This is a genomic window from Phreatobacter cathodiphilus, assembly GCF_003008515.1.
GTDB classification, from domain to species: Bacteria; Pseudomonadota; Alphaproteobacteria; order Rhizobiales; family Phreatobacteraceae; genus Phreatobacter; species Phreatobacter cathodiphilus.
The window spans coordinates 3667637-3692615 of the sequence record NZ_CP027668.1 but is presented as its reverse complement, the minus strand read 5'-3'; the positions used below and the strand labels follow the sequence as shown (position 1 = coordinate 3692615).

The following is a 24979-nucleotide window of genomic DNA, read 5'->3' as shown; positions in this document are numbered from 1 at the left end:
AGCGCCCGGAGCCTCCTCGCGGAGGCCCCGGGCGGGTCATGCTCGCAACAGGCGAGAGCCTGAAGCCGCGGACAGGTCAGGGCTTGAAGACGAAGCCTGGACCGATGGCCGCGTCGGCCGGGATCGGCGGGAGATCGCTGAACAGGGCCGGGTGGTCCTGCATCACCTTCACCATGTGCTTCGGCTCGAAGTGCTTGTTGACGTCGAAGGTCGCGCGCAGGAACCCGAGCCGGTGCAATCGGTCGAGGGCTTCGTGCATGGCGCGGTAGTTGTTCGCCGACAGACGCCGGTCGGCCTGCTGGATGTTGAACTCCATGGCCGCCTCGGCGATCTCCTGCCTGAGGCCGGGGATCCAGCGGGTGGCGACCTGCGCCGCGGGCTTGGGGTTCTTGCGCATCCACTGGTCGGCCTCGGAGACGGCGACCAGGAACTTCTCGATGGTCGGGCCGTTGGCCGCCACCCAGGGCCTCAGGCCCACGTTGAAGCCGACATAGGCGATGGCGTCGCCGCCGCGGATGATCTCCACCGCACCGGGCACGTCCTTCAGCGCCACGATGGGCCAGGGGTCCCAGCCGACGAAGGCGTCGATGCCCTTGGCGAGCAAGGCGACCGTCATGTCGGGCGGCGGCGTGTTGACCAGGGTCACGTCGCCGGGCGCGAGGCCACCCTTCTCCAGCAGCGCCAGGATGTAGAGGTGGTTGATGGTGCCGAAGGAGGCGGCGATCCGCTTGCCCTTGAGGCTGGCGAGATTGCCCTTGGTGATGCCGGAATCGCCGCGCGCCACCAGCGCCATGGTGGCGTCGGAGCCGCGGGCCGTCGCCTTGCCGGAATAATTGGCGAGGGCGACGAGGTCCATGCCGCGCACCACCGCGCCGATCATCGGCACGCCGACCTGGACGATGTTGCTCTCGCCGGCCTGAAGCGCGTTGAGGGCGTCGACGCCGGTGGCGTAGGGGCGGGCGATGTCGACGTCGAGGCCCTGTTTCTCGAAGAAGCCGCGTTCGAGGGCGATGGGCAGGCCGATCTGGTCGATGCCGGTGACCATGCCGGCCTTGAGCTTGGTCATCTGCTGGGCATAGGCGAGCGCCGGGGCTGCGAGCAGCGTGCCGGCAAGGGCCGTTCGTCTCGTGATCATGGTCATCCTCCCTGTTGCAGTGGCTCTATCCGCCTCACCCAGTAGTGCCGGGCGATGGCGCCGAGTTGGCTTCTGTCGATGCCGCGCAGTTCCACGCGGGTGCCGTCCGTGCCGGAGACACGGCCGTAGCGCTGGAACACGAGGATGTGGAAACGCTCCGGCGCGAAGGGGAGCGTGATGAGCGCGTTGATGCGCTGGCGGTCGGGAAATCCGGCGGCGATCTTGGCCGGCGCCGTGGCGAAGATCCAGGCCTGCCAGAGAAGCCAGGCCGCGCCGAGCCCGATCAGGATCAGGCCGCGCCTGGAACCGAGGGCCTGGCGGAGGAGCCTCATGCCGACCTCACCAGCGCCAGGACCTGATTGGAGATGTCCTTGAACCGGTCGTCGGAGACCAGCCGGTCCCAGACCCGCGGGCGGCTGATCGGCACGTCGACCTCGGCCAGCACCTTGCCTTTCGACAGCACCACCACCCGGTTGGCGAGGAAGACCGCCTCGGGAACGTCATGGGTGATGAAGACGACGGTCGGGCGGCGCTCCTCCCAGATGCGGGAGAGCTCGTCCTGCAGCGTCATGCGGGTCTGGGCGTCGACGCTGGCGAAGGGCTCGTCCATCAAGAGAACGTCGGGCTCGTTGGCCAGCGCCCGGACGACGCCGACGCGTTGCTGCATGCCGCCGGAGAGTTCGGTGGGGTAGCGGTCCGCGGCATGGGAGAGGCCGGCCAGCGCCAGATATTCGCGGGCGATGGCGTCGCGCTCCGCCTTCGGTACGCCGCGCATCTTCGGGCCGAAGCCGACGTTGTCGAGCACGGTCTTCCAGGGAAAGAGCGCGAAGGACTGGAAGACGACACCGCGGTCGGGGCCCGGTCCCTTCACCGGCTCGCCGCCGACGAGGATGTGGCCGCCGGAATGGGGGATGAAGCCCGCCACCATGTTGAGGATGGTCGACTTGCCGCAGCCCGAGGGACCGACGATGGAGACGAACTCGCCCGCCGGCACCTCCAGCGACACGTCGCGGATGGCGGTGACGTGCTCGCCCTTGTAGGCGTCGAAATAGGTCTTCGCGAGGTTCTTCAGGCTGAGCGACTTCACTGCGTGACCAATCCCCAGCGCCGCCCGGTGGCCTGCTCGATGGGAGCGAGCACCCAGGCATCGACGATGTACCAGAGGATGCCGAGCACGATCATGCCCAGCACGATTTCGGTGACCGAGCCGGCGCGGCGCGCGTCGAACATGAGGAAGCCGATGCCGCTGGTGCCGACGATCATCTCGGCGGCGATCAGCGCGCGCCAGCCGTAGCCGAGGCCGTTGCGCAGCCCGGTCATGATGTTGGGCAGCGCGCCGGGCACCACCACCTCGGTGAGGATGCGCCAGGGCGGTGCGCCGAGGCTCTGGGCGGCGCGATGCAGCTCGATGCGCACCGAGCGCACCCCGAGCACCGTGTTGAGGATCACCGGAAACAGCACGGTGTAGACGATGACGAAGGTCATGGTGGTCAGGCCGAAGCCGAACCAGATGATGAGGATCGGCAGCCAGGCGATGTCGCCGATGGCCTGGAAGAACAGCAGCACCGGCCAGAGGGCGCGGTGGGCGCGCTTGCTCAAGCCCACCCACAGCCCCAATGGCACGCCGAGGCCGATGCCGACCGCCGCGCCGATGGCGAGCCGTCCGACGCTGTCGCCGAGATATTCGGGCAGGATGCCCTTCTCCATCAGCGTCACGAATTTGGCCCAGACGTCGGGCGGGGAAGGGAAGAAGGCGGGGGGGAAGGGTCCCCAGGCGGCCACCGCCCACCAGAGGGCGACGACCGGCACGAAGGGCGCCAGCGTCCGCAGGACCGGCCATTTCACCGAGGTCCTGAGCAAGAGGCTCCACAGGGCGAGGAGGGCATTCATGGGCTGACCAGCCCCCAGCGCTCGATGGTGGCGCGCTCGAGCGGCACCAGGATCAGCCGGTCGATCAGCAGCCAGATGGTGCCGATGACGATCATGCCGAGGACGATGACCTCGGTCTGGTAGAAGTCGCGGGCGACGAAGAGCATGTAGCCGAGGCCGACATCGGTCGCGATCATCTCGGCCGCGATGAGGCCGCGCCAGGCGAAGCCGAGACCGGTGCGGATTCCGGTGACGATGTTGGGCAATGCGCCTGGCAGCAGCACGTCGGTGAGCATCGCGGCACGCCCGGCGCCGAGCGAGGCCGCCGCATGGCGCAGCGGCATGGGGATGGTCGAGACGCCGAGCAGGGTGTTGTAGGCGACGACGAAGAAGACGGCGTTGAAGATGACGAAGACGATGGCGCCGAAGCCGTAGCCGAACCACAGGGTGGCGATGGGAATCCAGGCGATGCCGGCCAGCACGGAGAAGAAGCGCATCAGCGGCGTCAGGAAGGCGGAGACGCCGCGGCTCACCCCCATCAGGATGCCGAGGGGCACGGCGACCAGCACCGCCAGCACCGTGCCGATGGCGACGCGGGAGATACTGGCGGCAACGTGACGCAGGAGCGAGCCGTCGAGGATGCCGTCGATTCCGGCCCGTCCCACGGCCGCGACGCCGGGGAAGATCTGCGGGCGGACGCCGAGAGCCGGCACCAGAACGGCCCAGACGACGACCAGCACGGCGAGCGGCGCGACAAAGATCAGCGCCGCCCCGAGGCGGCTTGTCCGTTCCATTCGTCCTCCCTTCGGATGCGGAAACCCGCATCCCGACCGCGCACTGCGCGTTTCGCGCCGCGTTCCCTTGGGCTGATCCGGTCGAGCGGACCGCGGAACGTCGTCGCGATGGCGGGGAGCCTCCAAGGGCCGAGCCGAAATTGCAAGATGCCTCAGGCCGCATAGCTCGTCTGCGGCGGGCCGGGCGTCATCGGCGCCCGCCTCGTCGAGGGCCGCATCCGCATCCGCCGGACGCGCGCGGCCGGTCATCGGGAATTCTACGTGTGTACCGGAGTAGGGGCTTCCGTTAACGTAAAGTAAGCTCGGCGCCGGGTCTCCGGTGTCCCCCTGCGGACGACGCCGACGGCCTGTGATTGCCCGGAACCCCTGCCATGAAAGCCCCTATGCTCGGCGGCTGTGCCGCCATCGTTCTTCTGCTCGCGGGTGCCGCAGCCGAGGCACGCCCCGCGGACTGCCTCGTGGTGCTCGAAGGACGGGTGCGCATGGATGGCCCCTGCGAGTTCCGGCCGGGATCCGGCGGCGACTTCACCATCACCGCCGGATCGGTCGAGGTGCAGGTGATGGTGGATCCCGGGAGCCGCGAGGGTCGCGCCTCCTACGTGGACAACTCGCCCCGCTCGCGGGAGGCGCTCGTCTGGGACGTGCGCCGCGAGGGCGCGTGCTGGGTGGATCGCACGAGCCGGATCTGCGCCTGGAGCGTCGGCCAGCGTCCGTCGCGAGACGGCGGCCGCCCCGGCCCCGGCGGCGGTTCCTTCGGCGGGGAGTTCAGGGGGCCGCGGGATGCCCTTGCAGAGGGGCCGGACCGTTCGCCGCCGCCCGCGCCGCAGACGCGCATGATCCGCATGGATGCGCCCCCGGGCCGTTTCACCGTGTCGCGCGAGATGCGGGGCAATCGCCTGCTGCGCTGTGTCGCCGACGGTCCGAGCGACGAGGGGCTGCGCGTCAGCTACTATCCGGGCGCCGAACTGCGGCGTGTCTTGTCCATTCCGGGGAACCGGGCGCCCGAAGGTGCAGAGGACACGCTGACGATCACCCTGGAAGGCCGGCAGCCGGTCGAGCTGCAAGCGCGCCACGGCGGCACGCGGGTCGCCGTCGATCTGACCGACGAGGTCTATTCCGGCTTGAGCGAGGTGGCCTCGATGCAGGTGCAGTTCGCCAGCTCGGGCGAAACGCGCAGCTATGACCTGACCACTTTCGGCGAGGCGGAGGCCGCAGTGGACGGCTGCATCACGAGCTACGGTCCCGATCCCACGGCGGCGCTCGGCAGGGCGCAGCCGCAGGTCGAGGAGCGCCGCCGTGCGCCGCCGCCTCCTCCCGTCGCCATGGCGCCGCCGGCCTCGCCGCAGCGGCAGGGCGACGCCTACCGCTTCAATTTCGCCCGCGCCGGTGTCTGGGAGGTTCGCCGCCTGTCCGACGAGCCGGCGGGGCGCCGCACCCTCGGCTGCATCGTCGACAGCACCGACCCGTCGGTGAACAACGTCCGCTTCGGCGTCGACAACCGCAACGCCATCATCGAATTCCGCGACGGCGGCGACATGTCCCGCTTCCCGCCGCGCTTCCGGGTGCAGATCCAGTTCGGGGCGAATACCCGCAGCTACACCTTCCCCGCACAGGTGGTGGACGAGGGCTTCGGCCCCTGGGCGCGTCTCATGACCGCCCGCAACTTCCAGTCGGGCATCGAGACTGCGGGCGAGCTGGTGATCCAGACGCCCGACGGCGAGGTGGTGCTGCCGATCCCCGACGGCGAGCGGCTGTGGCCGGCCATGGCGCGCTGCATGACGCTGATCCGCTGACGGCGAGAGCCCTCAGTCGGTTTCGAGGGCGAGGCCGAAGGGCCGGGCCGAAGCGTCCAGCCAGTGCAGGAGGCTGGCGGCATAGCTGCGCGGCGCCGCCAGCGTCACGGTGGCGCGATCCTCCGCCATCCAGAGCGTGACGCCGATATGGGCGATCGCCGTGACCGCCACGTCGTCCGTCGCGAAGCGCGAGGGGTGCAGGTCGAGGCGCGCGCCCGTTTCCAGCACTTCCGCCAGGTTCGGTCCCGACAGGTCGAGGATGGCCTGGCCGTCCGACTGGTCGACGACCGCCGCGACGCCTGCCAGCGCCGCCATGAGTTCGGCGACCAGCATCGGCCGGTCGGCGAGGACGAGCCAGGCGCCCGGTCCGGTTCCGAGGAGGGTGAGGCCACCGCCAAATGTCCGCTTCGGCCCGTCCACGACCACCGCCCCCGCCATCCTGCCGAGGGCGGAGGCGGCCTCGTCCGCCTTGCCGCGGCGGGCGATGACACTGGCCGCCGCCAGGCCGGCGCGCTCGACGGCGCGCAGGCCGGCGCCCGTCCCGACGCGGCGCGACCGGCCGGCGAAGCCGCCATGGTGGACGAGATCAGCCATGGAGGCGGGCTCCTTCCGGGTCGACGAAGACGGGGTTCACCACCTCGACGACGACATCGCCGCCGCGGACGGGGTCATAGGCGCGGATCTGTTCGCCCATGCGCTGCGGGCCGTTGGCGAGCAGGCCGAGGCCGATCCAGTGGCCGAGGCTGGGGCTGAAGGCGGTGGAGGTCATGTAGCCCTGGTCGTTCTCCGCCGTGGCGGCGGCGCCGAGGGGGAGGAAATGGGCGCCGGCGCGCAGCCTCACCCCCGCAACCGTCGGCTTCAGCCCGACGAGGGTCGGGCGCGCGGGGTCGTTCAGCGCCTCGCGCTCGGCCATGAGGCGGCCGACATAGTCCTTCTTCTTCGACATCATGCGGCCGAGGCCGAGGTCGCGGGCGACCGTCTGGCCGTTGAGTTCGGCGCCGGCGACATGGCCCTTCTCGACGCGCATGACGGCGAGCGCTTCGGTGCCGTAGGGCGTGACGCCGAGGTCGCCGCCCGCCTCCATCAGGGCCCGGACGAGGGCATCGCCATAGCCGGCGGGAACGGCGATCTCATAGGCAAGCTCGCCCGAGAAGGAGAGGCGGAAGAGCCTTGCCCGCGTCGGGCCCAGCGCAAAGGTGCCGCAGGCGAGATAGGGGAAGGCGGCGTTCGACAGGTCGGTGCCCGCGCCGAACAGCCGCTCGAGGAGCTCGCGGGAGCGGGGTCCCGCGACGGCGAACTGCGCCCATTGCTCGGTGACGGAGACCATCTGCACGTCGAGCTCGGGCCACAGGACCTGATGGCAGAAGGCGAGGTGCTGCATAACCTTGCCGGCGTTCACCGTGGTAGTGGAGAGGACCCATTCGTCCTCGCCGAGCCGCGCCGTGGTGCCGTCGTCCATGACGAAGCCGTCTTCGCGCAGCATCAGGCCGTAGCGGGCCTTGCCGACGGGAAGCGTCGAGAAGGTGTTGCAATAGACGCGGTCGAGGAAGGCGCCGACATCTGGCCCGGCGAGGGCGATCTTGCCGAGGGTCGAGACGTCACAGATGCCGACGCCCGAGCGCACCGCTTGCACCTCGCGGGTGACGCTCGCAAGCCAGTCGGTCTCGCCGGGGCGGGGGAACCACTGGGCCCGCAGCCACTGCCCGGCCTCGACGAAGACGGCGCCCTGTTCCGTCGCCCAGCCGTGGGAGGCGGTGAGGCGGGTCGGCTTGAAATGGGTGCCGGTGTGCAGGCCGGCGAAGGCGCCGATAGCGACGGGGCCGTGCGGCGGCCGCGCACGGGTCGAGCCGGTCTCGGGAATGCTGCGGCCGGTGAGGCTGGCGAGGATGGCGAGGCCGTTGACGCCGGAGGTGCGGCCCTGGTCGGTGGCCATGCCAAGCGTCGTGTAGCGCTTCAGATGCTCGACCGAGACGAAACCCTCGCGCACGGACTGGGCGACGTCCTTGTCGGTGACGTCGTTCTGCAGGTCGACGAAGGCCTTGCCGCGGCCGCCCTCCACATGGAAGAGCGCCGCAACGGCGAAGGTCTCGTCGCTGGCGCGCCAGGCGGGGGTTTCGACCGTCGCGCGGCCGCCAGCCCGGGCGGCCTCGGCGCCGAGACGGGCTCCGTCGGCCAAGGCCTCGGCGAGGGTGAAGCGGCCCGCGGCGGAACCGGCGACGGAGACGTTAGCCGGCATATCATCCATGACGAAGGCGGCGATGTCGTCGGCCCAGCGCGGCTTGTGGCCGAGATGGGTGGCGATGGCGACGTCGGGATTGAAGCCGCCGGATACCGCGAGGCCGTCGACGGCGATGCGGCGGCGGCCGTGGTCGCCGATCACCTCGATGCCGGTGAGGGCCTGGCCGCCCGTGGCGTCGAGGACGCGGGCGCCGAGATAGACCGGCGCGTCGCCGGCGAGCGCCCGCACGGTCGGCGCCACCTCGCGGCGGGCGTCGATCACCGCGGCGACCGGAGCTCCGGCGGCGGCGAAGGCTGCGGCCGTCCGCCAGCCGTCGTCGGTGGTGGTGAAGACCGCAACCTGCCGGCCGGGAAGGGCGGCGAAGCGCCGGACATAGGTGCGCATGGCCGAGGCGAGCATGACGCCGGGCCGGTCGTTGCCGCCGAAGACGATCGGTCGTTCGACGGCGCCGCCGGCGAGGACCGTCCGCGCGGGGACGATGGTCCAGAGGCGCTGGCGCGGCAGGCCTGCGGGAGCGACGGCGAGATGGTCGGTCAGGCGCTGGACCGCGCCGATCTCACCGTCATAGAGGCCGAAGGCGGCGGTGCGGGTGAGGATGCGGACGTTGGCGAGCGTGCCGAGTTCGGCCTCCGCCTCGCGCACCCAGACCGGGCCCGGCATGCCGTCGATCTCGACGTCTTCCGAGAGGAGGCGACCCCCGAGGGCGAAGTCCTGTTCGAGCAGGATGACGCGGGCCCCGGCCCGACCGGCGGCGAGGGCGGCGGCCAGGCCGGCGGGCCCCGCGCCGATCACCAGCAGGTCGCAGAAGGCATAGGCCTTGTCATAGGTGTCCGGGTCGGGTGCGCCGGAGAGGCGGCCGAGGCCCGCGGCGCGGCGGATGGCGGGCTCATAGAGCTTCTCCCACAGGGCGGCCGGCCACATGAAGGTCTTGTAGTAGAAGCCGGCGCCGAGCAGCGGCGAGGCGAGCTGGCCCAGCGCCTGGATGTCGAAGCGCAGCGAGGGCCAGCGGTTCTGGCTGGCGACGTCGAGACCCGGATAGAGCTCGATGGTGGTGGCGCGGGTGTTGGGCTCGCGATAGGCGCCGCGGCCCTTCTCGACCAGGGCGTTGGGCTCCTCCGGGCCGGCGGAGACGATGCCGCGGGGGCGGTGGTATTTGAAGGAGCGGCCGACCAGGCGGATGCCGTTGGCGACCAGCGCCGAGGCCAGCGTGTCGCCGGCGAGGCCGGTGAGCGGGCGGCCGTCGAAGGTGAAGCCGAGCGGCGTTGCGCGGTCGACGAGACCGCCGGAGGCGAGGCGGTTGACGCTCATGCGGAGGCTCCCGGCACGGCGGCGAGGCGTGCGCCCGAGACGGCGTGATCGCGGGTGTCGCGGGAGACGACCAGCCAGGAGCGGCAGCCCTGCGCGTGGTACCAGAGCTCTTCCATCGGACCTGCCGGGTTGTCGCGCAGGTAGACGTAGGCCGCCATGGCCACGGCATCGCCGTCGACCGGCCGGCGCGGGGCGGCGTCACCGAGATAGGCGAATTCGGAACTGTCGCGCGAACCGCAATAGGGGCAGGGAATGCGCATCGGTCCTCAGTGCAGGTTGGGTTGGGCGCCCTGGCCCTTCTCGTCGACGACCAGGCCGCGGGCGAAGCGGCCGAGCGTGAGGGCGGTGGCGGCGGGGTGCGGCTCGTCACGGGCGATGAGGTGGGCGAAGACCGCCCCCGAGCCGGGCGTCGCCTTGAAGCCGCCATAGCACCAGCCGGCATTGAGATAGAGGCCGTCGAGCGGTGTGCGGTCGATGATCGGCGAGCCGTCCATGGACATGTCCATCACGCCGCCCCAGCTGCGCAGCATCCGCGCCCGGCCGATGGCGGGCATCAGCGCCATGCCGCCCTCGCAGACGTCCTCGACGACGGGGAGGTTGCCGCGCTGGGCGTAGGAATTGTAGCCGTCGATGTCGCCGCCGAAGACGAGGCCGCCCTTGTCGGACTGGCTGATGTAGAAGTGGCCGGCACCGAAGGTGATGACGCCGGGGATGATCGGCTTCAGCCCCTCGGAGACGAAGGCCTGCAGCACGTGGCTCTCGATGGGAAGGCGCAGCCCCGCCATCGCCGCCACCTGCGAGGAGCTTCCCGCCACGGCCATCGCCACCTTGCTCGCCCGGATGGTGCCGCGGGTGGTCTCGACGCCGGTGATGCGCCCGCCCTCGCGCAGGAAGCCGGTGACGGCGCAGTTCTGGACGATGTCGACGCCGCGCTCGCTCGCCGCGCGCGCATAGCCCCAGGCCACCGCGTCGTGCCGCACCGTGCCGCCGCGCCGCTGCAGCAGGCCGCCCTGGATGGGGAAGCGCGCCTGGTCGAAGTTGAGGAAGGGATAGAGCCGGCGCACGCCCTCGCGGTCGAGCAGCTCGGCGTCGATGCCGTGCAGGCGCATGGCGTTGCCGCGGCGGGCATAGGCGTCGCGTTGGCCGTCGGAATGGTAGAGGTTCAGCACGCCGCGCTGGCTGACCATGGCGTTGTAGTTGATCTCCTGCTCCAGCCCCTCCCAGAGCTGCATGGAGAGTTCGTAGAGCGGTATGTTGCCGGGCAGGAGATAGTTGGAGCGGACGATGGTGGTGTTGCGGCCGACATTGCCGCCGCCGATCCAGCCGCGCTCCAGCACGGCGACATTGGCGATGCCGTGGGTGCGGGCGAGGTAATAGGCCGTCGCCAGCCCATGGCCGCCGCCGCCGACGACGATCACGTCGTAGCGCGGCTGCGGCGCCGCATCGCGCCAGGCAGGCCGCCAGCCCGTATTGCCGGCGAGGGCCTGGCCGAGCAGCGAGAAGAGGGAATAGCGCATGGGCGAGAGGCGTCCGGAGGGCAGTCGGCGCCATTCTCGCCTCTCGGGCGCGGCGGCGCCAGTCATGGCGCCCCGCAAGAGCCAGCCATGGCCGGGCAAGAGCCATGCAGCGCGGGCAGGGCGTGACGATTGACAGGCCGGCTGTCCCATCCGCAAGATTAGACAATACTGCCGTATTTTCTGGCGATACGCTTTGCGGGCCTCCACCGCCCGGCCAGCCGACGGAGACATGTCATGCCCGACGCCGCCCTTCATCCGTCGCCCGGCCTCGCCGCACCGGTCGTCGACGTCGACCCCTATGCCGACGAGGTGCTCGACAATCCGGGGGCGATGCACGCTGCCGTGCGCGCCGCCGGTCCCGTGGTGTTCCTGTCGCGCTACGGCGTCCATGCGATGGGCCGTCACCGCGACATCATGCCGGTGCTGAAGGACTGGGAGACCTTCTCATCCACCGGCGGCTCGGGCCTCGCCGACATCCGCAAGCCCGGCGCCTGGCGCGCGCCGAGCCCGATCGTCGAGGTGGACCCGCCGCAGCACACCCATGTGCGTACAGTCCTCCAGCGCATCCTCTCGCCCGCCGTCATCCGGCAGTGGCGCGAGGATTTCGAGACGGCGGCCGAGCGGTTGGTGGCGGAACTGGTCGAGAAGCGCGCCTTCTGCGGCGTCCACGACCTCGCCGAGACCTATGTCTCCACCACCTTCCCCGAGGCGCTGGGCCTCGCCAATTCGCCCGAGCGCCGCGACAACCTGTTCCTGCTCGGCGCCCTCAACTTCGACGGCCAAGGCCCGAAGAACGCCCGCTTCGAGGAGACCCAGCGCAAGGCCGACGCCATCTGGGACTGGTACATGGACAGCATGAAGCGCGAGGCCATGGTGCCGGGCGGCTTCGGCGAGAAGATCTTCCAGGCCGCCGACCGCGGCGAGATCGACCACGAGACGGCGCCCCTGCTGGTGCGCTCCTTCCTGCGCGGCGGCCTCGACACCACGTCCAGCATGATCTCGGCGGCGCTGTGGTACCTCGCCATGGACCCGTCACAATGGGCCCTGCTGCGCGAGGACCCCTCGCGCATCCGCCCCGCCCTCGACGAGGCGATGCGCCTCGAGACGCCGATCCAGAACGTCTGCCGCCAGACCATGCGGGAGGTGGTGATCGACGGCGTGACGGTGCCGAACGATTCGAAGATCCTCGTCATGCTCGGCGCCGCCAACCGCGACCCCGACCAGTGGGAGAACCCCGACAGCTTCGACGTGACGCGCCAGACCATGGGCCATCTCGCCCTCGGCACCGGCGTGCACATGTGCATCGGTCAGATGATCGCCAGGCTCGAGGGCGAGGCGGTGCTGAAGGCCATGGTCGCCCAGGTGAAGAGCCTGGAGCTCGCCGGGGCGCCCTCCCGGACCCTCAACAACAACCTGCGCAGCCTGAAGACGCTGCCGCTCGCCGTGACCGCGGCCTGACATGCCGCGCATCACAGTCCTGCAGCCGGGTGGGCGCCGGGTGGAAATCGAGGCCGCCGCCGGGATCAGCCTGATGCTGGCGGCCGTTCGCGCCCAGGTCCCGGGCGTGCTCGGCGAATGCGGCGGCTCGCTCGCCTGCGCCACGTGCCACGTCTATGTCGATCCGGTCTTCGCCGGCCGGCTGCCGCCCGTGACGGCGGCGGAAGACGAGATGCTGGATGCGACGGCTAGCGAGCGGCGGCCTTCGTCACGCCTGTCCTGCCAGATTGTCCTTACTGACGCGCTGGATGGGCTCGTGGTAACGGTGCCGGACTCGCAGATCTGACGCCGGCGTGGCGTCGGCCCCAGCCCCGTGTGAATGCCATGTCCCAGGTCCTCGCCCCGCAAGCCGACGTCGTCATCCTCGGGGCAGGACAGGCAGGACTGCAGGCGGCGCTGTCGCTGCGCGAGGAGGGCTTTGCCGGCACCATCCAGATGATCGGCGACGAGCCGGTTCTGCCCTATCAGCGGCCGCCCCTGTCCAAAGGCTTCCTGCTCGGCGCGGTGACCGAGGATGCGCTGGTGCTGCGGCCGCAGGCCATGCTCGACAAGACCGACATCCGCCTCGCCGCCGGCGTCGCCGCGACGCGCATCGACCGGGCCTCGCGCCACGTGCTGCTGGCGGACGGGCGCTCCTGCGGCTACGGCCATCTGGTCATCGCCACCGGCTCGCGCGTCAGGCGGTGGACCGGCCAGGGCGGCGAGCTCGCGGGGGTCGCGACCCTGCGCACCCTCGCCGACGCCCGGACGCTCGGCGCCCTGCTCGAGGCGGCGGGCGACGTGGTGGTGATCGGCGCCGGGTTCATCGGGCTCGAATTCGCCGCGGTTGCCGCCAAGCGCGGCAAGCAGGTCCATGTGGTCGAGGCGGCCGACAGGGTGATGGCGCGGGCGGTGACGCCGGCCATCTCCGCCTTCTTCCGCGAGCGGCATGAGATTGCCGGCGTGCAGTTCCGCTTCGGCGCCGCGATCGAGGCAATCGTCGGTCCCCAGGGCCGGGTGACCGGCGTCGCGCTCGCCGGCGGCGAGACGCTTCCCGCCGATCTCGTCCTGGTCGGTATCGGCGGTATCGCCAATGCGGAGATCGCGGCCGAGGCCGGTCTCGCGGTCGACAACGGCATCGTGGTCGACGCCCTGATGCAGACCGCCGATCCCGCGGTCTCGGCCATCGGCGACTGCTGCAACCACCCCAATCCCTTCGCCGGCGGCCGGATGCGGCTGGAATCGGTGCAGAACGCCATCGACCAGGGCCGTGTCGTCGCCGCCCGCCTCGCCGGCAAGCCGCAGCCTTACCATGCCGTGCCGTGGTTCTGGTCCGACCAGGGCGACCTCAAGCTGCAGATGGCCGGTCTGACGACGGGCTGCGACGCCCAGGTGACGATCGGCGACCGCGACGCCGCGCGCTTCTCGCTCCTCGCCTTCCGGGCGGGCCAACTCGTCGGTGTGGAATCGGTGAATCGCCCCGGCGACAACATGCTGGCGCGGCGCATCCTCGCCCTGCCGGCCCCGCCGACATACGGCGAGGCCGAGGCGGCGGGCTTCGACCTCAAGGCGCTCTCGGCGCCGCCGAAGGTGCAGGCCTGACCACAGGGCAGGTATTGGGCCCCGATACGACCGTGTTGCATTTTGGCCGCGGTCCCGCCATAGCAGTCCCGGGTTGAACCATGCATCCCCCGCGGGGCGGCGCGAGCCGGGGGTCCGGCGAGGACGGATTGCACCAGGGAGGGGGGCCGGCAAGGCCCGTCCGGCGACGACGATGACCAAGACAGCCGGCGTGACCGCCGTCGACGAGCGCCTGTTCCTGCAATCGGTCGCCCGTGCCCTCGATGTGCTCGAGGCCTTCGCGCAGAGCCCGCGGCCGAAATCGCTCGGCGAGATCGCGGCGGCCACCGGCATCAACAAGAGCGCCGCGCAGCGCATCGGCCAGACGCTGCTGGCGCGCGGCTATCTCGAACGTGCCGACAGCGGCGGGCTGATGCTCGGGCGCCGGCTGCTCGACCGCTCCTTCGACTACCTGCGCTCCAACCCGCTGATCGAACGGGCGACGCCGGTGCTGATGGAGCTGCGCAAACTCGCGGGCGAGCGTGTCGACCTCAGCCTCTTCGACGACACCATGACGATCTACGCCATCCGCCTGCAGAGCAAGCGCGAGACCTTCTACGCCACGCTGCCGGGCCGGCGCATTCCCACCTTCCTCTCCTCGGGGGGCCGTGCCTGCATGGCCCAGATGGCAGATGCGGAGGTGGACGACCTGCTCGCCCGCTCCGACCGCCGCGCGATCACGCCGAAGTCGCGCACCGGCCTGCCGGAGATCTGGGAGAAGGTGCGCGAGGCGCGCGTCGAAGGTTATTCCTGGGCGGCCGAGGAGGCCCTGATCGGCGAGGTGGTGCTGGCCGCGGCCGTGCTCGACGGCAACCGGCGGCCCATCGGCGCCGTCCATGTCGCCGGCTCCCTCAGCGAATGGTCCATCCCCGATTTCCGCCGCCGGTTCTCGCCGCTGGCCATCGAGGCGGCGCGCGCCCTCAGCACCTGACGCGGCCGACGGGCTCTCCTGTTCGCGCCTTGCCGCAGGATCGGTCGTCCTGCGTTTCAAACAGGCCACCCATGCCGACAATTTGCGCGCTTCCGCCTCTCGGCGGGGTTTGACAGCGCGTGAACATGCGTATCACATTATCAATATAACCGTATTGTTTGTCGATACGGTTCCGCTAGGAGATTCCACCATGACGCAGTTCTCCCGCCGTCACATGCTGGCCGTCATGGGCGCGAGCGTCGCCGCTCCGTCCGTTCTGCGTGCCCAGTCCTCCGAGCCGATCAAGCTCGGCGGCATGCTTCCGCTCTCCGGTCCCGCCAGCATCGAGGGCCGCCAGATCCTCTCGGGCATCCAGTTCGCGATCGAGGAGGCCAATGCCAAGGGCGGCGTGCTCGGACGCAAGATCGAGCTGGTCATGGAGGACGACGAGAGCAACTCGACCAAGGGCGTCACCGCCGTGCGCCGCCTGATCGAGCGGGAGAAGTCTCCCTTCATCGTCGGCACCTACGCCTCGGCCGTGGCGATCGCCGCCTCGAAGATCGCCGCGGAATACAAGGTCGCCATGCTGTCGGGCGGGTCGACCGCCGCCGGCGCCACCGACCAGAACACGCCGGGCGATCCCTGGTTCTTCCGGTCCTGGCCGGACAGCAACGCCCAGGGCGACGACACGGCACGGGCCATCGTCGAGAAGTTCAAGAAGACCAAGGTCGCGATCATCCACGACAACACCAATTACGGCGTGACTCTCGCCGCCCAGGTGACGCGGGTCGTCGGCGGCGTCGGCGGCACCATCGTCTCCACCGACAGCTACAATGCCGGCGAGCAGGACTTCTCCTCCATGCTCACCAAGCTGCGCTCGCTGCGCCCGGAGGCGGTCTATATCGGCGGCTGGGCCGGTGACGGTGCCAACATCGTCCGCCAGGCGGCCGAGGCCGGCATCCGCACGCAGTTCGTCGGCTCCGGCTCGATGAATTCCGACGACTTCATCCGCCTCGCCGGTCCCGCGTCGGAGGGCTTCGCCGTCGCCAGCCTCTACGAGCCCTCGACGCCGAATCCCGTCGGCAAGGCCTTCGGCGAGCGCTTCCGGGCCCGCCACAACCTCGACGCCAACACGCTCTCCGCGCTCGGCTTCGAATCCATGACCATCGGCATCGAGGCGCTGCGCCGCGTCGGCAAGCCGGACGGCCTGGAGATCCAGAAGATGCTCAAGGGCGGCATGAAGGACTTCCAGCTCGTGCAGGGTCCCGCCGGAACCACGGCCGCCTTCAACGCCAAGGGCAGCGTCGACTTCCCCAACTTCATCGCCGTGGTGAAGGACGGCAAGCGCCGCCTCGACGTCTGACGCCGGGTTTCGTGATCGCGATGGATCTCTTCCTGCAATATCTGGCCAACGGCGTCGTCATCGGCAGCACCTATGTGCTCGTCGCCGTCGGCCTGACGCTGATCTTCGGCATCCTCGGCGTGGTGAACTTCGCCCATGGCGAGTTCTACATGATCGGCGGCTATGCCGGGATCGTCGCGATCACGGTGCTCAAGCTTCCCGTCCTCCCCGCCATCGCCTTCGTCCTTCTGGTCGCGGCGGTGGTCGGCATCGCCGCCGAGGCGATCCTGCACAAGCCCATGAAGAACCACGACGCCACGAGCTCGATCATCTCCTCGTTCGGGCTCGCGGTGGCGCTGCAGAACGCGGCGCTGGTGGTGATGGGGCCGCAGCCGCAGCGGCTCAACCTGGACGTCTCGAAGATCCCGGTCCTGTCGTCGCTGCCGACCGATTTCGGCCCGGTCTTCCTGCCGCAGCAGCGGCTGTTGATCCCACTGGCGACGGTTCTGCTGATCGCCGTCCTCTATGTGGTGCTGCGCTACACCTGGACCGGGCGGGGCCTGCGCGCCATGGCCCAGCATGCGACGGTGGCGCGCCTCTGCGGCGTCCGGGTGGAGCGGGTGGCGATCGTCACCTTCATCACGGGCGCGGCGCTGGCGGGCACCGCCGGCATGCTGATGTCGTCGGTCTTCTTCGTCTATCCCATCGTCGGCAACATGATCGCGCTGAAGGCCTTCACCGTCGTCATTCTCGGCGGCATGGGCAACGTCGCCGGCGCGGCGGTGGCCGGCCTCCTCCTCGGCATCACCGAATCGCTGACCTCGGCCTATATCTCCAACGCGATGCGCGACATCGTCGGCTTCGTCTTCGTCATCCTCGTGCTGCTGTTCCGCCCGCAGGGCCTGTTCGGCAAGGCGGTGGAGCGGTCATGAGAGTCTATCTCCTGGCGCTGCTCGCCTTCGCGGTCCTCGCCGTCGCCCCCTTCGGCATCGGCGGCTACGAGACCAACGTGCTGATGATGGTGCTGTTCTTCGTCATCCTGGCGGTGGGGCTCGACCTCGTCACCGGCTATTGCGGCCAGTTCTCCTTCGCCACCGGCGCCTTCTACGGCATCGGCGCCTATACGGCGGCGATCATGACCCGCGATTTCGGCACCTCGATCTGGGTCCATCTGCCGGCGGGCGCCATCGTCGCCGGTCTCTTCGGCCTGCTGCTCGGCATTCCCGCCCTCAGGCTGAAGGGCCATTTCCTCGCCATCGTCACCATCGCCTTCCAGACCATCGTCTATCTCGTCATCTCGCAGTGGACCTCCTTCACCGGCGGCCAGGTGGGCCTGCCCATGCCCAATGCCGGGCCGGTGACGGTCTTCGGCGTGACGCTGTTCGAATTCGGATCGCTGCGCTCCTACTACTGGCTGACGCTCGCCATGACCGCGCTGACCATGCTCGTCGCCTGGCGCCTGGTGAACTCGCGGCTCGGCCGCGAATGGGTGGCGATCCGCGACGACGAGACGCTGGCGAGCGCGGTCGGGCTCGACACGACCCGCGGCAAGCTCACGGCCTTCGTCGCCTATGCGGCGCTGGCCGGGGTCGCCGGTGTGCTCACCGCCCATTCGCTGCGCGGCGTCACGCCCGACGACTACACGATCTGGATCTCGGCCACCGTGGTGGCGATGATGGTGGTCGGCGGCCGCGGCACCTTCATCGGCCCCATCCTCGGCGCCGTCTTCCTCGCCATCCTGCCGGAGCTCCTCGGCAAGTTCGCCGAGTACAAGATGCTAATCTACGGCGTCCTGCTGGTGCTCGTCGTCACGCTGATGCCGGAGGGCGTCGTCGGACGCCTGCGCGCGAGGTCGGCGCGATGACCACTCCCATCCTCGAAGCCCGCGGCATCACCAAGCGGTTCGGCGGCGTCGTCGCCGTCAACGACGCCAGCCTGACGGTCGGCAAGGGCCAGATCGTCGGGCTGATCGGCCCCAACGGCTCGGGCAAGTCGACCATGGTCAACCTGGTCGCCGGCGAGATGATGCCGAACGAGGGCACGTTCCTGTTCAACGGCGCCGACATCACCGCCCTGCCGTCCCACCGGCGGGCGCGGCTCGGCATGGCGCGCTCGTTCCAGCTGCTGCGGCTGTTCCATTCGCTCAGCGTCGAAGACAATCTGCTGCTGGCCAATCACATGAGGATGAAGGCGAGTCTGGCGGCTTCCATCTTCGCGCGCGGGACTGCGCGGGAGGAGGAGGAACGGGCCCGTGCCCGCGCGCGCGAGCTCCTCGCCTGGTTCGACCTTCAGGATTTCGCCGAACGGCCCGTCTCGGCCCTTTCCATCGGCCAGCAGCGCATGGTCGAGATCGCCCGCGGCATGATGAGCGAGCCGAGCCTCTTCGTGCTCGACGAGCCTGCCGCCGGCCTGTCGCCGCCCAATGTCGACAAGCTCATCGAGCTGGTGCGCCGGCTGCGCGACGAGTTCGGCGTGTCGATCCTCCTGGTCGAGCACGTCATGCGCGTCGTGCGCGACCTCTGCGACCACGTCGTCGTGCTGGATTCGGGCGTGAAGATCGCCGAGGGCGCGCCGGACGCCGTCGTCAAGGATCCCGTCGTGGTCGAAGCCTATATCGGAACCGGGTGGAAGCGCCGTGCTCAAGGTTGACAGCATCGTCGCCGGCTACGGCCGCACGCGCATCCTGCACGGGGTGAGCCTGAACGTGCCGAAGGGCGGCCTCGTCGCCCTGCTCGGCGGCAACGGCACGGGCAAGTCGACCACGCTCAAGGCCATCGTCGGCCTGGTCGCCGTGCAGGAGGGGCAGGTCGTCCTCGACGGCCGGGTGATCAACGACGTGCCGGCCGAACAGCGTGCGTCGCTCGGCCTCTCCCTCGTGCCGCAGGGCAAGGAGGTCTTCGCCGGCATGAGCGTCGAGGAAAACCTCCTCATGGGTGCCTATCACCGGCGCCGCGACAGGCAGGGCATCGCCTCCGACCTCGAGGGCGTCTACCAGCGCTTTCCGCGCCTGAAGGAGCGCCGCAAGGTCAATGCCGGCATGCTGTCCGGCGGCGAACGGCAGATGCTCTCCATCGGCCGGTCGCTGATGGCGCGCCCCTCCATGCTGCTGCTCGACGAACCTTCCGCGGCGCTCGCCCCGCGCATCGTCGAGGAGATCGCCGAGGCGATCCTCGGCCTCAGGGACCTGGGCCTGACCCTGCTGCTCGTCGAGCAGAACGTCGGCATGGCCCTCGACATCGCCGACCACATCTACGTCATCCGTGGCGGGCGCATCGCCTACGAGCGCGAGGTGGGCGACGGCATCGCCATGGAAGAGCTCCAGGAGTTCTATCTCGGCGGGCAGGAGCACTGACTTTTCGGCCGCTCTCCCGCGGCCCGGTCCATGCGAGGGTTGTGACATGAGCGAGCCGAGGGCAGCACGTTTCGAGGGCCGGGTGGCGGCGGTGACGGGAGCGGCCGGCGCGCTCGGGCGGGCGAGCGCCGTGGCCCTCGCCCGGGAAGGGGCCAAGCTCGCGCTCTTCGACCGCGATCCCGCCGGCCTCGCCGAGACCGCCGCGCTGTGCGCCGGCGCCGTCACGGTCACCGGCGACGCGCGGTCAGCAGCCGACGTCCAGCGCTTCGCCGACACGGCAAAGGGCGCCTTCGGACCGGTCGAACTGCTGGTCGCTGCGGCGGGCGTCATCGGCCCCTCGAAGATCGCCGTCGACGTGACCGAGGACGAATTCGACCTCGTCTTCGACATCAACGTGAAGGGCTCCTGGCTCGCCGCGCGGGCCTTCATCCCGCAGATGCGGGAGGCCGGCCGCGGCTCCGTGGTGCTGTTCTCCTCCACCGCCGGCCTGCAGGGCTCGCCGGTCTATTCGGTCTATTCGGCCTCCAAGGGTGCGGTGACGCTGCTGACGAAGAGCCTCGCCCTCAACCACGCCACCGAGAACATCCGCGTCAACTGCGTCTGCCCCGGCACGATCGATTCGCCGATGCACCGCCAGGGCATGGCGGCCATCGCCGATCCCGTGCTGCGCGCAGAGCGCGAGGCCTTCCAGAAGTTGAAGCACCCGATGAACCGCTTCGGCCAGCCGGAGGAGGTGGCGGCGGGCGTGCTCTATCTCCTGAGCGACGAGGCCTCCTACACCACCGGCCACGCGCTGCCCGTCGATGGAGGCCGTCTTGCCTGATCCGACCCGCTTCGCCGGCAAGGCCGTCATCGTCTCGGGCGCGGCCCGCGGCATCGGCGAGGGCATCGCCGAGCGCTTCGCCGCAGAGGGCGCGAAGGTTCTCCTCGTCGACGTCATCCCGGAGGTCGTGGAGACCGCCGCCCGGCTCGGTCAGGTCGCGCTCGTCAAGAGCGTCACCGACCGGGATGCCGGCGAGGTTATGGCGAAGGCCGCGCTCGACGCCTTCGGGCGCATCGACATCCTCGTCAACAATGCCGGCATCGGCGGCTCGAAGCGGCTGATGGAGAGCGACGACGCGCTCATCGACCGCTTCCTCGACACCAATCTCGCCGCCGTTCTGCGAGTCACCCGCGCCGTCGTGCCGCACCTGCCGCGGCCCGGCGGGCGCATCGTCAACATCTCCTCGATCTTCGGCATCACCGGCTATCCCGGCACCACGGCCTATGCGGTGGCGAAGGCGGGCGTCGCCCAGTTCACCCGCCAGCTCGCCGGCGAACTCGCCCCGGAGGGCATCCTCGTCAACGCGGTGGCGCCGGGCCTCATCGCGACGCCCATGACCACCGGCCACCGGCAGAACGCGCTCTATACGCGGCTCATCGTCGAGGGCACGCCGGTGGAGCGGATGGGAACCCCGGCCGACATCGCCGGGCCGGTGGCGTTCCTCTGTTCCGAGGATGCCGCCTTCGTCACGGGCGTGGTCATGCCGGTGGACGGCGGTTTCCTCGCGGCCCGGCACGGGAAGATCTAGAACCGGTTTCAAGGGAGACGAGACGATGCACGACATGAGCGTCAAATGGCCGAACGGCGCCCGCTGCGCCGTGATGCTGACCTTCGACTTCGACGCCGAGACCCTGTGGACCTCGCGCGATCCGGAGAACGCCCGTCGCCCCGGCGTCCTCAGCCAGGGCCGCTATGGCGCCAAGGTCGGCGTGCCGAAGATTCTCGACACGCTGCGCGAGGAGGGCGTGAAGTCGACCTTCTTCGTGCCCGGCTGGACGGCGGAGAACCACACCGACCGCGTCGAGATGATCCTCAAGGACGGGCACGAGGTCGCCCACCACTCCTATTCCCACAAATGGGTGAGCGACGATCCCCAGGCGGAAGTCGAGGAGATGGAGAAGGGCCTGGAGGCGCTGAAGCGCACCGTCGGCGTGGTGCCCAAGGGCTACCGCTCGCCGGCCGGCGAGGTGTCGGAAGGGCTGTTCAAGCTCTTGAAGCAGCACAATTTCCTCTACGACTCTTCGCTGATGGACGACATCAACCCCTACCGCCACATCATGCCGGACGGCTCCAAGGGCGTCATCGAGCTGCCCTGGCACTGGTCGCTGGACGACGCGCCCTTCGCCCTGTTCTCGGTGAAGACGCCGCGGCCGATCTTCACCAACGAGCACATGCTGAGCGTGTACAAGGAGGAGTTCCGCGAGATCTACAGGTGGGGCGGCCTGTTCGACATGATCTTCCACCCGCAGGTGGGGGGACGGCCGAGCCGCATCGCGCTGATCCGCGAGCTCATCGCCTTCATCCGCACCTTCCCCGGCGTGTGGTTCGCGACCGGCGCCGAGGTGGCGGAAGCCTGGTCGAAGGCGCACGAGACCGAGTGAGCCCCGGGGCCCATACCCCGATGGCGGGCCGGCATTGCTGGCCTGCCTTTCGCCCGCGTTGACAGGCCCGGGAGCCCTCCCTAACCGTGGCGCCCAAGCTGAAAGGTGCCGGCCAACGGCGCTTTATGGGGGCGGGGAGGGAGCCCGGACGGCGGCGGCGCGCAGGTGCCGGCGCCCCGACCCTCGCTCACCCGGAGACATGCGGCCGGGGGCCGCGGGTGGAGAGGCGTGATGAGCGACAATGAGATGACGGGCGGCGAAGCCCTGGCGCGGATGATCCTCGCCTTCGACGGCGGCCCGATGTTCGGCATGGGCGGCTTCCAGCTCCTGCCCTTCTACGACGCCGCCCGCCGCCTCGGCCTCAAGCACAACCTCATCAACGACGAGCGCGCCGGCGTCTTCGCCGCCGACGCCTATGCCAAGGTCACCGGCCGCGTCGGCCTGGTCGACGCCACCCTCGGACCCGGCGCCACCAACCTCGTCACCGGCCTCGTCGAGGCGCTGAACGCCGGCACGCCGATGGTCGCCATCGTTGGCGACACCCACCGCGACCATTCCTGGAAGAACATGACCCAGGAGAGCCGGCAGCTCGACATCCTCCGGCCCTGCGCCAAGGAGGTGATCCGGGTGGAGGCCATCCATCGCATTCCCGAGCTGATGCGCCGCGCCTTCGCGGTGGCCACTACCGGCCGCCCTGGCCCGGTCATCGTCGACGTGCCGGAAGATATCTGCCACGGCACCTACGGCTTCACAGACGACGACTTCAAGGTCGATCCCGCCCATGGCGGCGCGCCCGCCCTGCGCTGCCGCCCCGACGGAGCGGCGCTGGCAAAGGCCGCCGATCTCATCGCGGGCGCGAGCCGGCCCATCGTGCTCGCCGGCGGCGGCGTCCACCTCTCCGGCGCTGCCGAGACCCTGCAGCGCTTCGCCGAGACCTTCTCCATCCCCGTCGCCCACACCATGACCGGCAAGGGGGCAATTGCCTGCACGAGCCCGCTCTCGGCGGGCCTCTTCGGCCGCTACGACCGCATCGCCAATACGCTGATCGAGGAGAGCGACCTCATCCTCGTCGTCGGCTGCAAGCTCGGCGAGATCGCAACTAAGCGCTTCACCGTGCCGCCGAAGGGCAAGCGCATCGTCCATCTCGACATCGTCCCCGAGGAGTTCGGCCGCACGGTGCAGCCGGAGGTGACGCTGTGGGGCGACGCGAAGCTCGGCATCGAGGACCTGGCAAGCGCCCTCGCGCCCAAGGCCGAGGCGATCCGCGGCCGGCTCTCGGCCTATGCCGCCGACGTGCCGAAGCGCATGGCGGCCTGGCGCGCCGACGTGAACGAGAAGCTGACCTCGGACGAGGTGCCGGTGAGCATGGGTCGGCTGATGACGGAGATCAACCAGGTGCTGCCGGCCGATGGCTATCTCGTCGCCGACGGCGGCTTCGCCGCGCACTGGGGCGGCCTCCTCTTCGACACCAAGAAGCCCGGCCGCTCCTTCGTGCCGGACCGCGGCTTCGCCTCGATCGGCTACGGCCTGCCGGGGGCCATGGGCGTCGCCATGGGCGCGCCGGGCAAGAAGGTCATCGGCCTCACCGGCGACGGTGGCTTCAACATGATGCTCGGTGAGATCGAGACTGCGCGCCGCATGGGTCTCGACCTCACCATCATCGTCGTCAACAACGCCGCCTCGGGCTACGTGAAGGCGCTGCAGCACCTCGTCTACGGGCCGGGCGCCTACCACGCCTCCGACCTCGCCGAGACCAACTACGCCGATGCGGCGAAGGCGCTGGGCTGCCACGGCATCCGCGTCGAGCATCCCTCGACGCTGCGCGCGGCGCTGGAGGAGGCCTTCGCCACCAAGGGTCCCTCGGTGATCGACGTGGTCGTCACCCGCGACCCCGCCAAGATGCTGCCGGGCGTCGACAACCGCGCCGCCGCCAAGCTGAAGAAGGGCGACCGCCCGGCCTGAGCCGGCGCCTCTCCCGGGTTGCCTTCCTCCGGCGGACATGGCCTTAAAGGTCCTGCGACCGCTGGAGGACCCCCCGTGAGCATCGGCCTGATCGCACTCCTCGACGACATCGCCGCCCTCGCCAAGGTGGCGGCGGTGACCCTCGACGACGTCGCCGCCCAGGCGACGAAGGCGGGCGCCAAGGCCGCCGGCATCGTCATCGACGACGCGGCGGTGACGCCGCGCTATGCGGTCGGCTTCGCCGCCGCGCGCGAACTCCCCATCGTCGGCAAGATCGCCAGGGGCTCGCTGAAGAACAAGCTGATCTTCCTGCTGCCGGGCGCGCTGCTGCTGAGCGCCCTCGCCCCGTGGGCGATCACGCCGCTCTTGATGATCGGCGGGCTCTACCTCTGCTACGAAGGTTTCGAGAAGGTGCTGGAGATGGTGGTGCCGCACGGCGAGGGCGCGCCGCCGCCCGACCGGCTCGCCGCCGCTCCCGCCGACACCAAGGCGCTGGAGGACCAGCGCGTCGCCGGCGCCATCCGCACCGACTTCATCCTCTCGGCCGAGATCATGGCCATCGCGCTGTCGACCATCACCTCGCCCAGCCTCTGGGTGCAGGCGCTGATCCTGGCGGTGGTCGGGGTGGCGATCACGGTGTTGGTCTACGGGGCCGTGGCGCTGATCGTGAAGGCGGACGATGTGGGGCTGGCGCTCGCGCAGAGCGAGCGGCCGGTGAGCGGCCTCGGCCATGTGCTCAGCGGGCGGCCGACGGAGCTCGACCTGCGTGGCCCCTCGGGCCTCGACCGCGCGGTGAGCCGGGTGACCCGCCCGCTCGGCCGCGGCCTCGTCGCCGGCATGCCCTATTTCCTCAAGACCCTCAGCCTCGTCGGAACGCTCGCCATGCTCTGGGTCGGCGGCGGCATCTTCGTGCACGGCCTCGCGGGCTACGGCCTCGCCGGTATCGAGCACGCGATCCATGCCGTGGCGGTCTCGGTGGCGGCCGTGGTGCCGGCGCTGAAGGCGGCGATGGAGTGGATCGTCACGGCGGTGGCTTCGGGCCTGTTCGGCCTCGTCCTGGGCGGCGTGGTCTTCCTCGCCATGCACTACGTGGTCGAGCCGGTGATGCACCGGCGCGGCGCCGCCGGCGGGCACTGAGACGGCGCTGCGCAAGCAGGCGGCACGATCAAGGCGGAGTTGACGCCGAATTGGGCGGTATCGGCGTCCGGTATACAATCTCGCCGGGCTTTCGTCTGGCC

Annotated in this window: 24 protein-coding genes; 15 read left to right on the top strand and 9 right to left on the bottom strand. The window is 70.1% G+C overall.

Going from position 1 to position 24979, the window contains the following annotated elements:
* Positions 1 to 76 precede the first annotated feature (76 nt).
* The 5 genes from C6569_RS17685 to C6569_RS17665 are packed head-to-tail and all read right to left on the bottom strand — an operon-like array spanning position 77 to position 3798.
* A complete protein-coding gene (locus C6569_RS17685) occupies positions 77 to 1135 on the bottom strand; it encodes an ABC transporter substrate-binding protein (protein ID WP_106750119.1) in 1059 nt (352 codons plus the stop codon).
* A gap of 2 nt (positions 1136 to 1137) precedes the next feature.
* The gene (locus tag C6569_RS17680; RefSeq protein WP_106750118.1) at positions 1138 to 1467 is read right to left on the bottom strand and encodes a hypothetical protein; all 330 of its coding nucleotides are present in this window, start codon (positions 1465 to 1467) and stop codon (positions 1138 to 1140) included.
* On the bottom strand, positions 1464 to 2222 hold the full coding sequence (locus C6569_RS17675; RefSeq protein ID WP_106750117.1) for an ABC transporter ATP-binding protein: 759 nt from the start codon (positions 2220 to 2222) through the stop codon (positions 1464 to 1466). Before C6569_RS17675 ends, C6569_RS17680 begins: the two co-directional genes overlap by 4 nt.
* Positions 2219 to 3025, bottom strand: a complete 807-nt coding sequence (locus C6569_RS17670) for an ABC transporter permease (RefSeq protein ID WP_106750116.1) — start codon at positions 3023 to 3025, stop codon at positions 2219 to 2221. Before C6569_RS17670 ends, C6569_RS17675 begins: the two co-directional genes overlap by 4 nt.
* Positions 3022 to 3798: an ABC transporter permease gene (locus C6569_RS17665; RefSeq protein ID WP_106750115.1), complete on the bottom strand. Its 777-nt coding sequence runs from the start codon at positions 3796 to 3798 to the stop codon at positions 3022 to 3024. The genes C6569_RS17670 and C6569_RS17665 overlap by 4 nt, the downstream gene beginning before the upstream one ends.
* Before the next feature lie 371 nt (positions 3799 to 4169).
* On the opposite strand from C6569_RS17665, the gene C6569_RS17660 reads away from it, so the two are divergent.
* Positions 4170 to 5591, top strand: coding sequence for a hypothetical protein (locus C6569_RS17660; RefSeq protein WP_146144839.1), 1422 nt, complete (start codon positions 4170 to 4172; stop codon positions 5589 to 5591).
* Between the two features lie 12 nt (positions 5592 to 5603).
* Here the strand turns inward: C6569_RS17660 and C6569_RS17655 are convergent, their stop codons facing one another.
* Genes C6569_RS17655 through C6569_RS17640 form a run of 4 tightly spaced genes read right to left on the bottom strand, consistent with a single transcriptional unit; the run spans position 5604 to position 10655 of the window.
* A complete protein-coding gene (locus tag C6569_RS17655; RefSeq protein ID WP_106750113.1) occupies positions 5604 to 6185 on the bottom strand; it encodes a sarcosine oxidase subunit gamma family protein in 582 nt (193 codons plus the stop codon).
* Entirely contained in the window at positions 6178 to 9138 is a 2961-nt protein-coding gene (locus C6569_RS17650; RefSeq protein ID WP_106750112.1) for a sarcosine oxidase subunit alpha family protein, read from the bottom strand. Before C6569_RS17650 ends, C6569_RS17655 begins: the two co-directional genes overlap by 8 nt.
* Positions 9135 to 9398, bottom strand: coding sequence for a sarcosine oxidase subunit delta (locus tag C6569_RS17645; protein WP_106750111.1), 264 nt, complete (start codon positions 9396 to 9398; stop codon positions 9135 to 9137). Before C6569_RS17645 ends, C6569_RS17650 begins: the two co-directional genes overlap by 4 nt.
* A 6-nt stretch (positions 9399 to 9404) precedes the next feature.
* A complete protein-coding gene (locus C6569_RS17640; RefSeq protein ID WP_106750110.1) occupies positions 9405 to 10655 on the bottom strand; it encodes a sarcosine oxidase subunit beta family protein in 1251 nt (416 codons plus the stop codon).
* A 234-nt stretch (positions 10656 to 10889) separates the two neighbouring features.
* On the opposite strand from C6569_RS17640, the gene C6569_RS17635 reads away from it, so the two are divergent.
* The 14 genes from C6569_RS17635 to C6569_RS17570 all read left to right on the top strand — a co-directional run bounded on the left by C6569_RS17635 (position 10890) and on the right by C6569_RS17570 (position 24878).
* Positions 10890 to 12113 carry a cytochrome P450 gene (locus C6569_RS17635; protein ID WP_106750109.1) on the top strand — a complete coding sequence of 408 codons (1224 nt, stop codon included), beginning with the start codon at positions 10890 to 10892 and terminating at the stop codon, positions 12111 to 12113.
* A 1-nt stretch (position 12114) separates the two neighbouring features.
* Positions 12115 to 12438 (top strand): 2Fe-2S iron-sulfur cluster-binding protein, encoded by a 324-nt coding sequence (locus C6569_RS17630; protein ID WP_106750108.1) that lies wholly within the window; start codon positions 12115 to 12117, stop codon positions 12436 to 12438.
* 38 nt (positions 12439 to 12476) lie between these two features.
* Positions 12477 to 13733 carry an NAD(P)/FAD-dependent oxidoreductase gene (locus C6569_RS17625; protein WP_106751107.1) on the top strand — a complete coding sequence of 419 codons (1257 nt, stop codon included), beginning with the start codon at positions 12477 to 12479 and terminating at the stop codon, positions 13731 to 13733.
* Between the two features lie 172 nt (positions 13734 to 13905).
* A complete protein-coding gene (locus C6569_RS17620; RefSeq protein WP_106750107.1) occupies positions 13906 to 14682 on the top strand; it encodes an IclR family transcriptional regulator in 777 nt (258 codons plus the stop codon).
* Positions 14683 to 14872: 190 nt separating this feature from the next.
* Positions 14873 to 16024: an ABC transporter substrate-binding protein gene (locus C6569_RS17615; protein WP_181313802.1), complete on the top strand. Its 1152-nt coding sequence runs from the start codon at positions 14873 to 14875 to the stop codon at positions 16022 to 16024.
* A gap of 20 nt (positions 16025 to 16044) precedes the next feature.
* Positions 16045 to 16935: a branched-chain amino acid ABC transporter permease gene (locus C6569_RS17610; RefSeq protein ID WP_106750105.1), complete on the top strand. Its 891-nt coding sequence runs from the start codon at positions 16045 to 16047 to the stop codon at positions 16933 to 16935.
* Positions 16932 to 17867, top strand: a complete 936-nt coding sequence (locus C6569_RS17605; RefSeq protein ID WP_106750104.1) for a branched-chain amino acid ABC transporter permease — start codon at positions 16932 to 16934, stop codon at positions 17865 to 17867. Before C6569_RS17610 ends, C6569_RS17605 begins: the two co-directional genes overlap by 4 nt.
* Complete coding sequence (locus C6569_RS17600) at positions 17864 to 18652, top strand: ABC transporter ATP-binding protein (protein ID WP_106750103.1); 789 nt, start codon at positions 17864 to 17866, stop codon at positions 18650 to 18652. Before C6569_RS17605 ends, C6569_RS17600 begins: the two co-directional genes overlap by 4 nt.
* Positions 18639 to 19355, top strand: a complete 717-nt coding sequence (locus tag C6569_RS17595) for an ABC transporter ATP-binding protein (RefSeq protein ID WP_106750102.1) — start codon at positions 18639 to 18641, stop codon at positions 19353 to 19355. Before C6569_RS17600 ends, C6569_RS17595 begins: the two co-directional genes overlap by 14 nt.
* A gap of 46 nt (positions 19356 to 19401) precedes the next feature.
* A complete protein-coding gene (locus C6569_RS17590) occupies positions 19402 to 20178 on the top strand; it encodes an SDR family NAD(P)-dependent oxidoreductase (RefSeq protein ID WP_106750101.1) in 777 nt (258 codons plus the stop codon).
* Positions 20171 to 20926, top strand: coding sequence for an SDR family NAD(P)-dependent oxidoreductase (locus C6569_RS17585; protein WP_215905760.1), 756 nt, complete (start codon positions 20171 to 20173; stop codon positions 20924 to 20926). Before C6569_RS17590 ends, C6569_RS17585 begins: the two co-directional genes overlap by 8 nt.
* A gap of 25 nt (positions 20927 to 20951) precedes the next feature.
* A complete protein-coding gene (locus C6569_RS17580) occupies positions 20952 to 21779 on the top strand; it encodes a polysaccharide deacetylase family protein (protein ID WP_106750099.1) in 828 nt (275 codons plus the stop codon).
* 231 nt (positions 21780 to 22010) lie between these two features.
* A complete protein-coding gene (locus C6569_RS17575; RefSeq protein ID WP_106750098.1) occupies positions 22011 to 23741 on the top strand; it encodes a thiamine pyrophosphate-binding protein in 1731 nt (576 codons plus the stop codon).
* A gap of 75 nt (positions 23742 to 23816) precedes the next feature.
* Positions 23817 to 24878, top strand: a complete 1062-nt coding sequence (locus C6569_RS17570; RefSeq protein ID WP_106750097.1) for a DUF808 domain-containing protein — start codon at positions 23817 to 23819, stop codon at positions 24876 to 24878.
* The last annotated feature ends 101 nt before the right edge of the window (positions 24879 to 24979 follow it).

Bases quoted from the DNA above. Each gene is read 5' to 3' on its own strand.
- C6569_RS17610 (WP_106750105.1), top strand. From the start codon at position 16,045: ATGGATCTCTTCCTGCAATATCTGGCCAACGGCGTCGTCATCGGCAGC.
- C6569_RS17630 (WP_106750108.1), top strand. From the start codon at position 12,115: ATGCCGCGCATCACAGTCCTGCAGCCGGGTGGGCGCCGGGTGGAAATC.
- C6569_RS17645 (WP_106750111.1), bottom strand. From the start codon at position 9,398: ATGCGCATTCCCTGCCCCTATTGCGGTTCGCGCGACAGTTCCGAATTC.
- C6569_RS17625 (WP_106751107.1), top strand. From the start codon at position 12,477: ATGTCCCAGGTCCTCGCCCCGCAAGCCGACGTCGTCATCCTCGGGGCA.
- C6569_RS17600 (WP_106750103.1), top strand. From the start codon at position 17,864: ATGACCACTCCCATCCTCGAAGCCCGCGGCATCACCAAGCGGTTCGGC.
- C6569_RS17575 (WP_106750098.1), top strand. From the start codon at position 22,011: ATGAGCGACAATGAGATGACGGGCGGCGAAGCCCTGGCGCGGATGATC.
- C6569_RS17580 (WP_106750099.1), top strand. From the start codon at position 20,952: ATGCACGACATGAGCGTCAAATGGCCGAACGGCGCCCGCTGCGCCGTG.
- C6569_RS17615 (WP_181313802.1), top strand. From the start codon at position 14,873: ATGACGCAGTTCTCCCGCCGTCACATGCTGGCCGTCATGGGCGCGAGC.
- C6569_RS17640 (WP_106750110.1), bottom strand. From the start codon at position 10,655: ATGCGCTATTCCCTCTTCTCGCTGCTCGGCCAGGCCCTCGCCGGCAAT.
- C6569_RS17650 (WP_106750112.1), bottom strand. From the start codon at position 9,138: ATGAGCGTCAACCGCCTCGCCTCCGGCGGTCTCGTCGACCGCGCAACG.
- C6569_RS17655 (WP_106750113.1), bottom strand. From the start codon at position 6,185: ATGGCTGATCTCGTCCACCATGGCGGCTTCGCCGGCCGGTCGCGCCGC.
- C6569_RS17605 (WP_106750104.1), top strand. From the start codon at position 16,932: ATGAGAGTCTATCTCCTGGCGCTGCTCGCCTTCGCGGTCCTCGCCGTC.
- C6569_RS17590 (WP_106750101.1), top strand. From the start codon at position 19,402: ATGAGCGAGCCGAGGGCAGCACGTTTCGAGGGCCGGGTGGCGGCGGTG.
- C6569_RS17685 (WP_106750119.1), bottom strand. From the start codon at position 1,135: ATGATCACGAGACGAACGGCCCTTGCCGGCACGCTGCTCGCAGCCCCG.
- C6569_RS17665 (WP_106750115.1), bottom strand. From the start codon at position 3,798: ATGGAACGGACAAGCCGCCTCGGGGCGGCGCTGATCTTTGTCGCGCCG.
- C6569_RS17660 (WP_146144839.1), top strand. From the start codon at position 4,170: ATGAAAGCCCCTATGCTCGGCGGCTGTGCCGCCATCGTTCTTCTGCTC.
- C6569_RS17620 (WP_106750107.1), top strand. From the start codon at position 13,906: ATGACCAAGACAGCCGGCGTGACCGCCGTCGACGAGCGCCTGTTCCTG.
- C6569_RS17670 (WP_106750116.1), bottom strand. From the start codon at position 3,025: ATGAATGCCCTCCTCGCCCTGTGGAGCCTCTTGCTCAGGACCTCGGTG.
- C6569_RS17635 (WP_106750109.1), top strand. From the start codon at position 10,890: ATGCCCGACGCCGCCCTTCATCCGTCGCCCGGCCTCGCCGCACCGGTC.
- C6569_RS17680 (WP_106750118.1), bottom strand. From the start codon at position 1,467: ATGAGGCTCCTCCGCCAGGCCCTCGGTTCCAGGCGCGGCCTGATCCTG.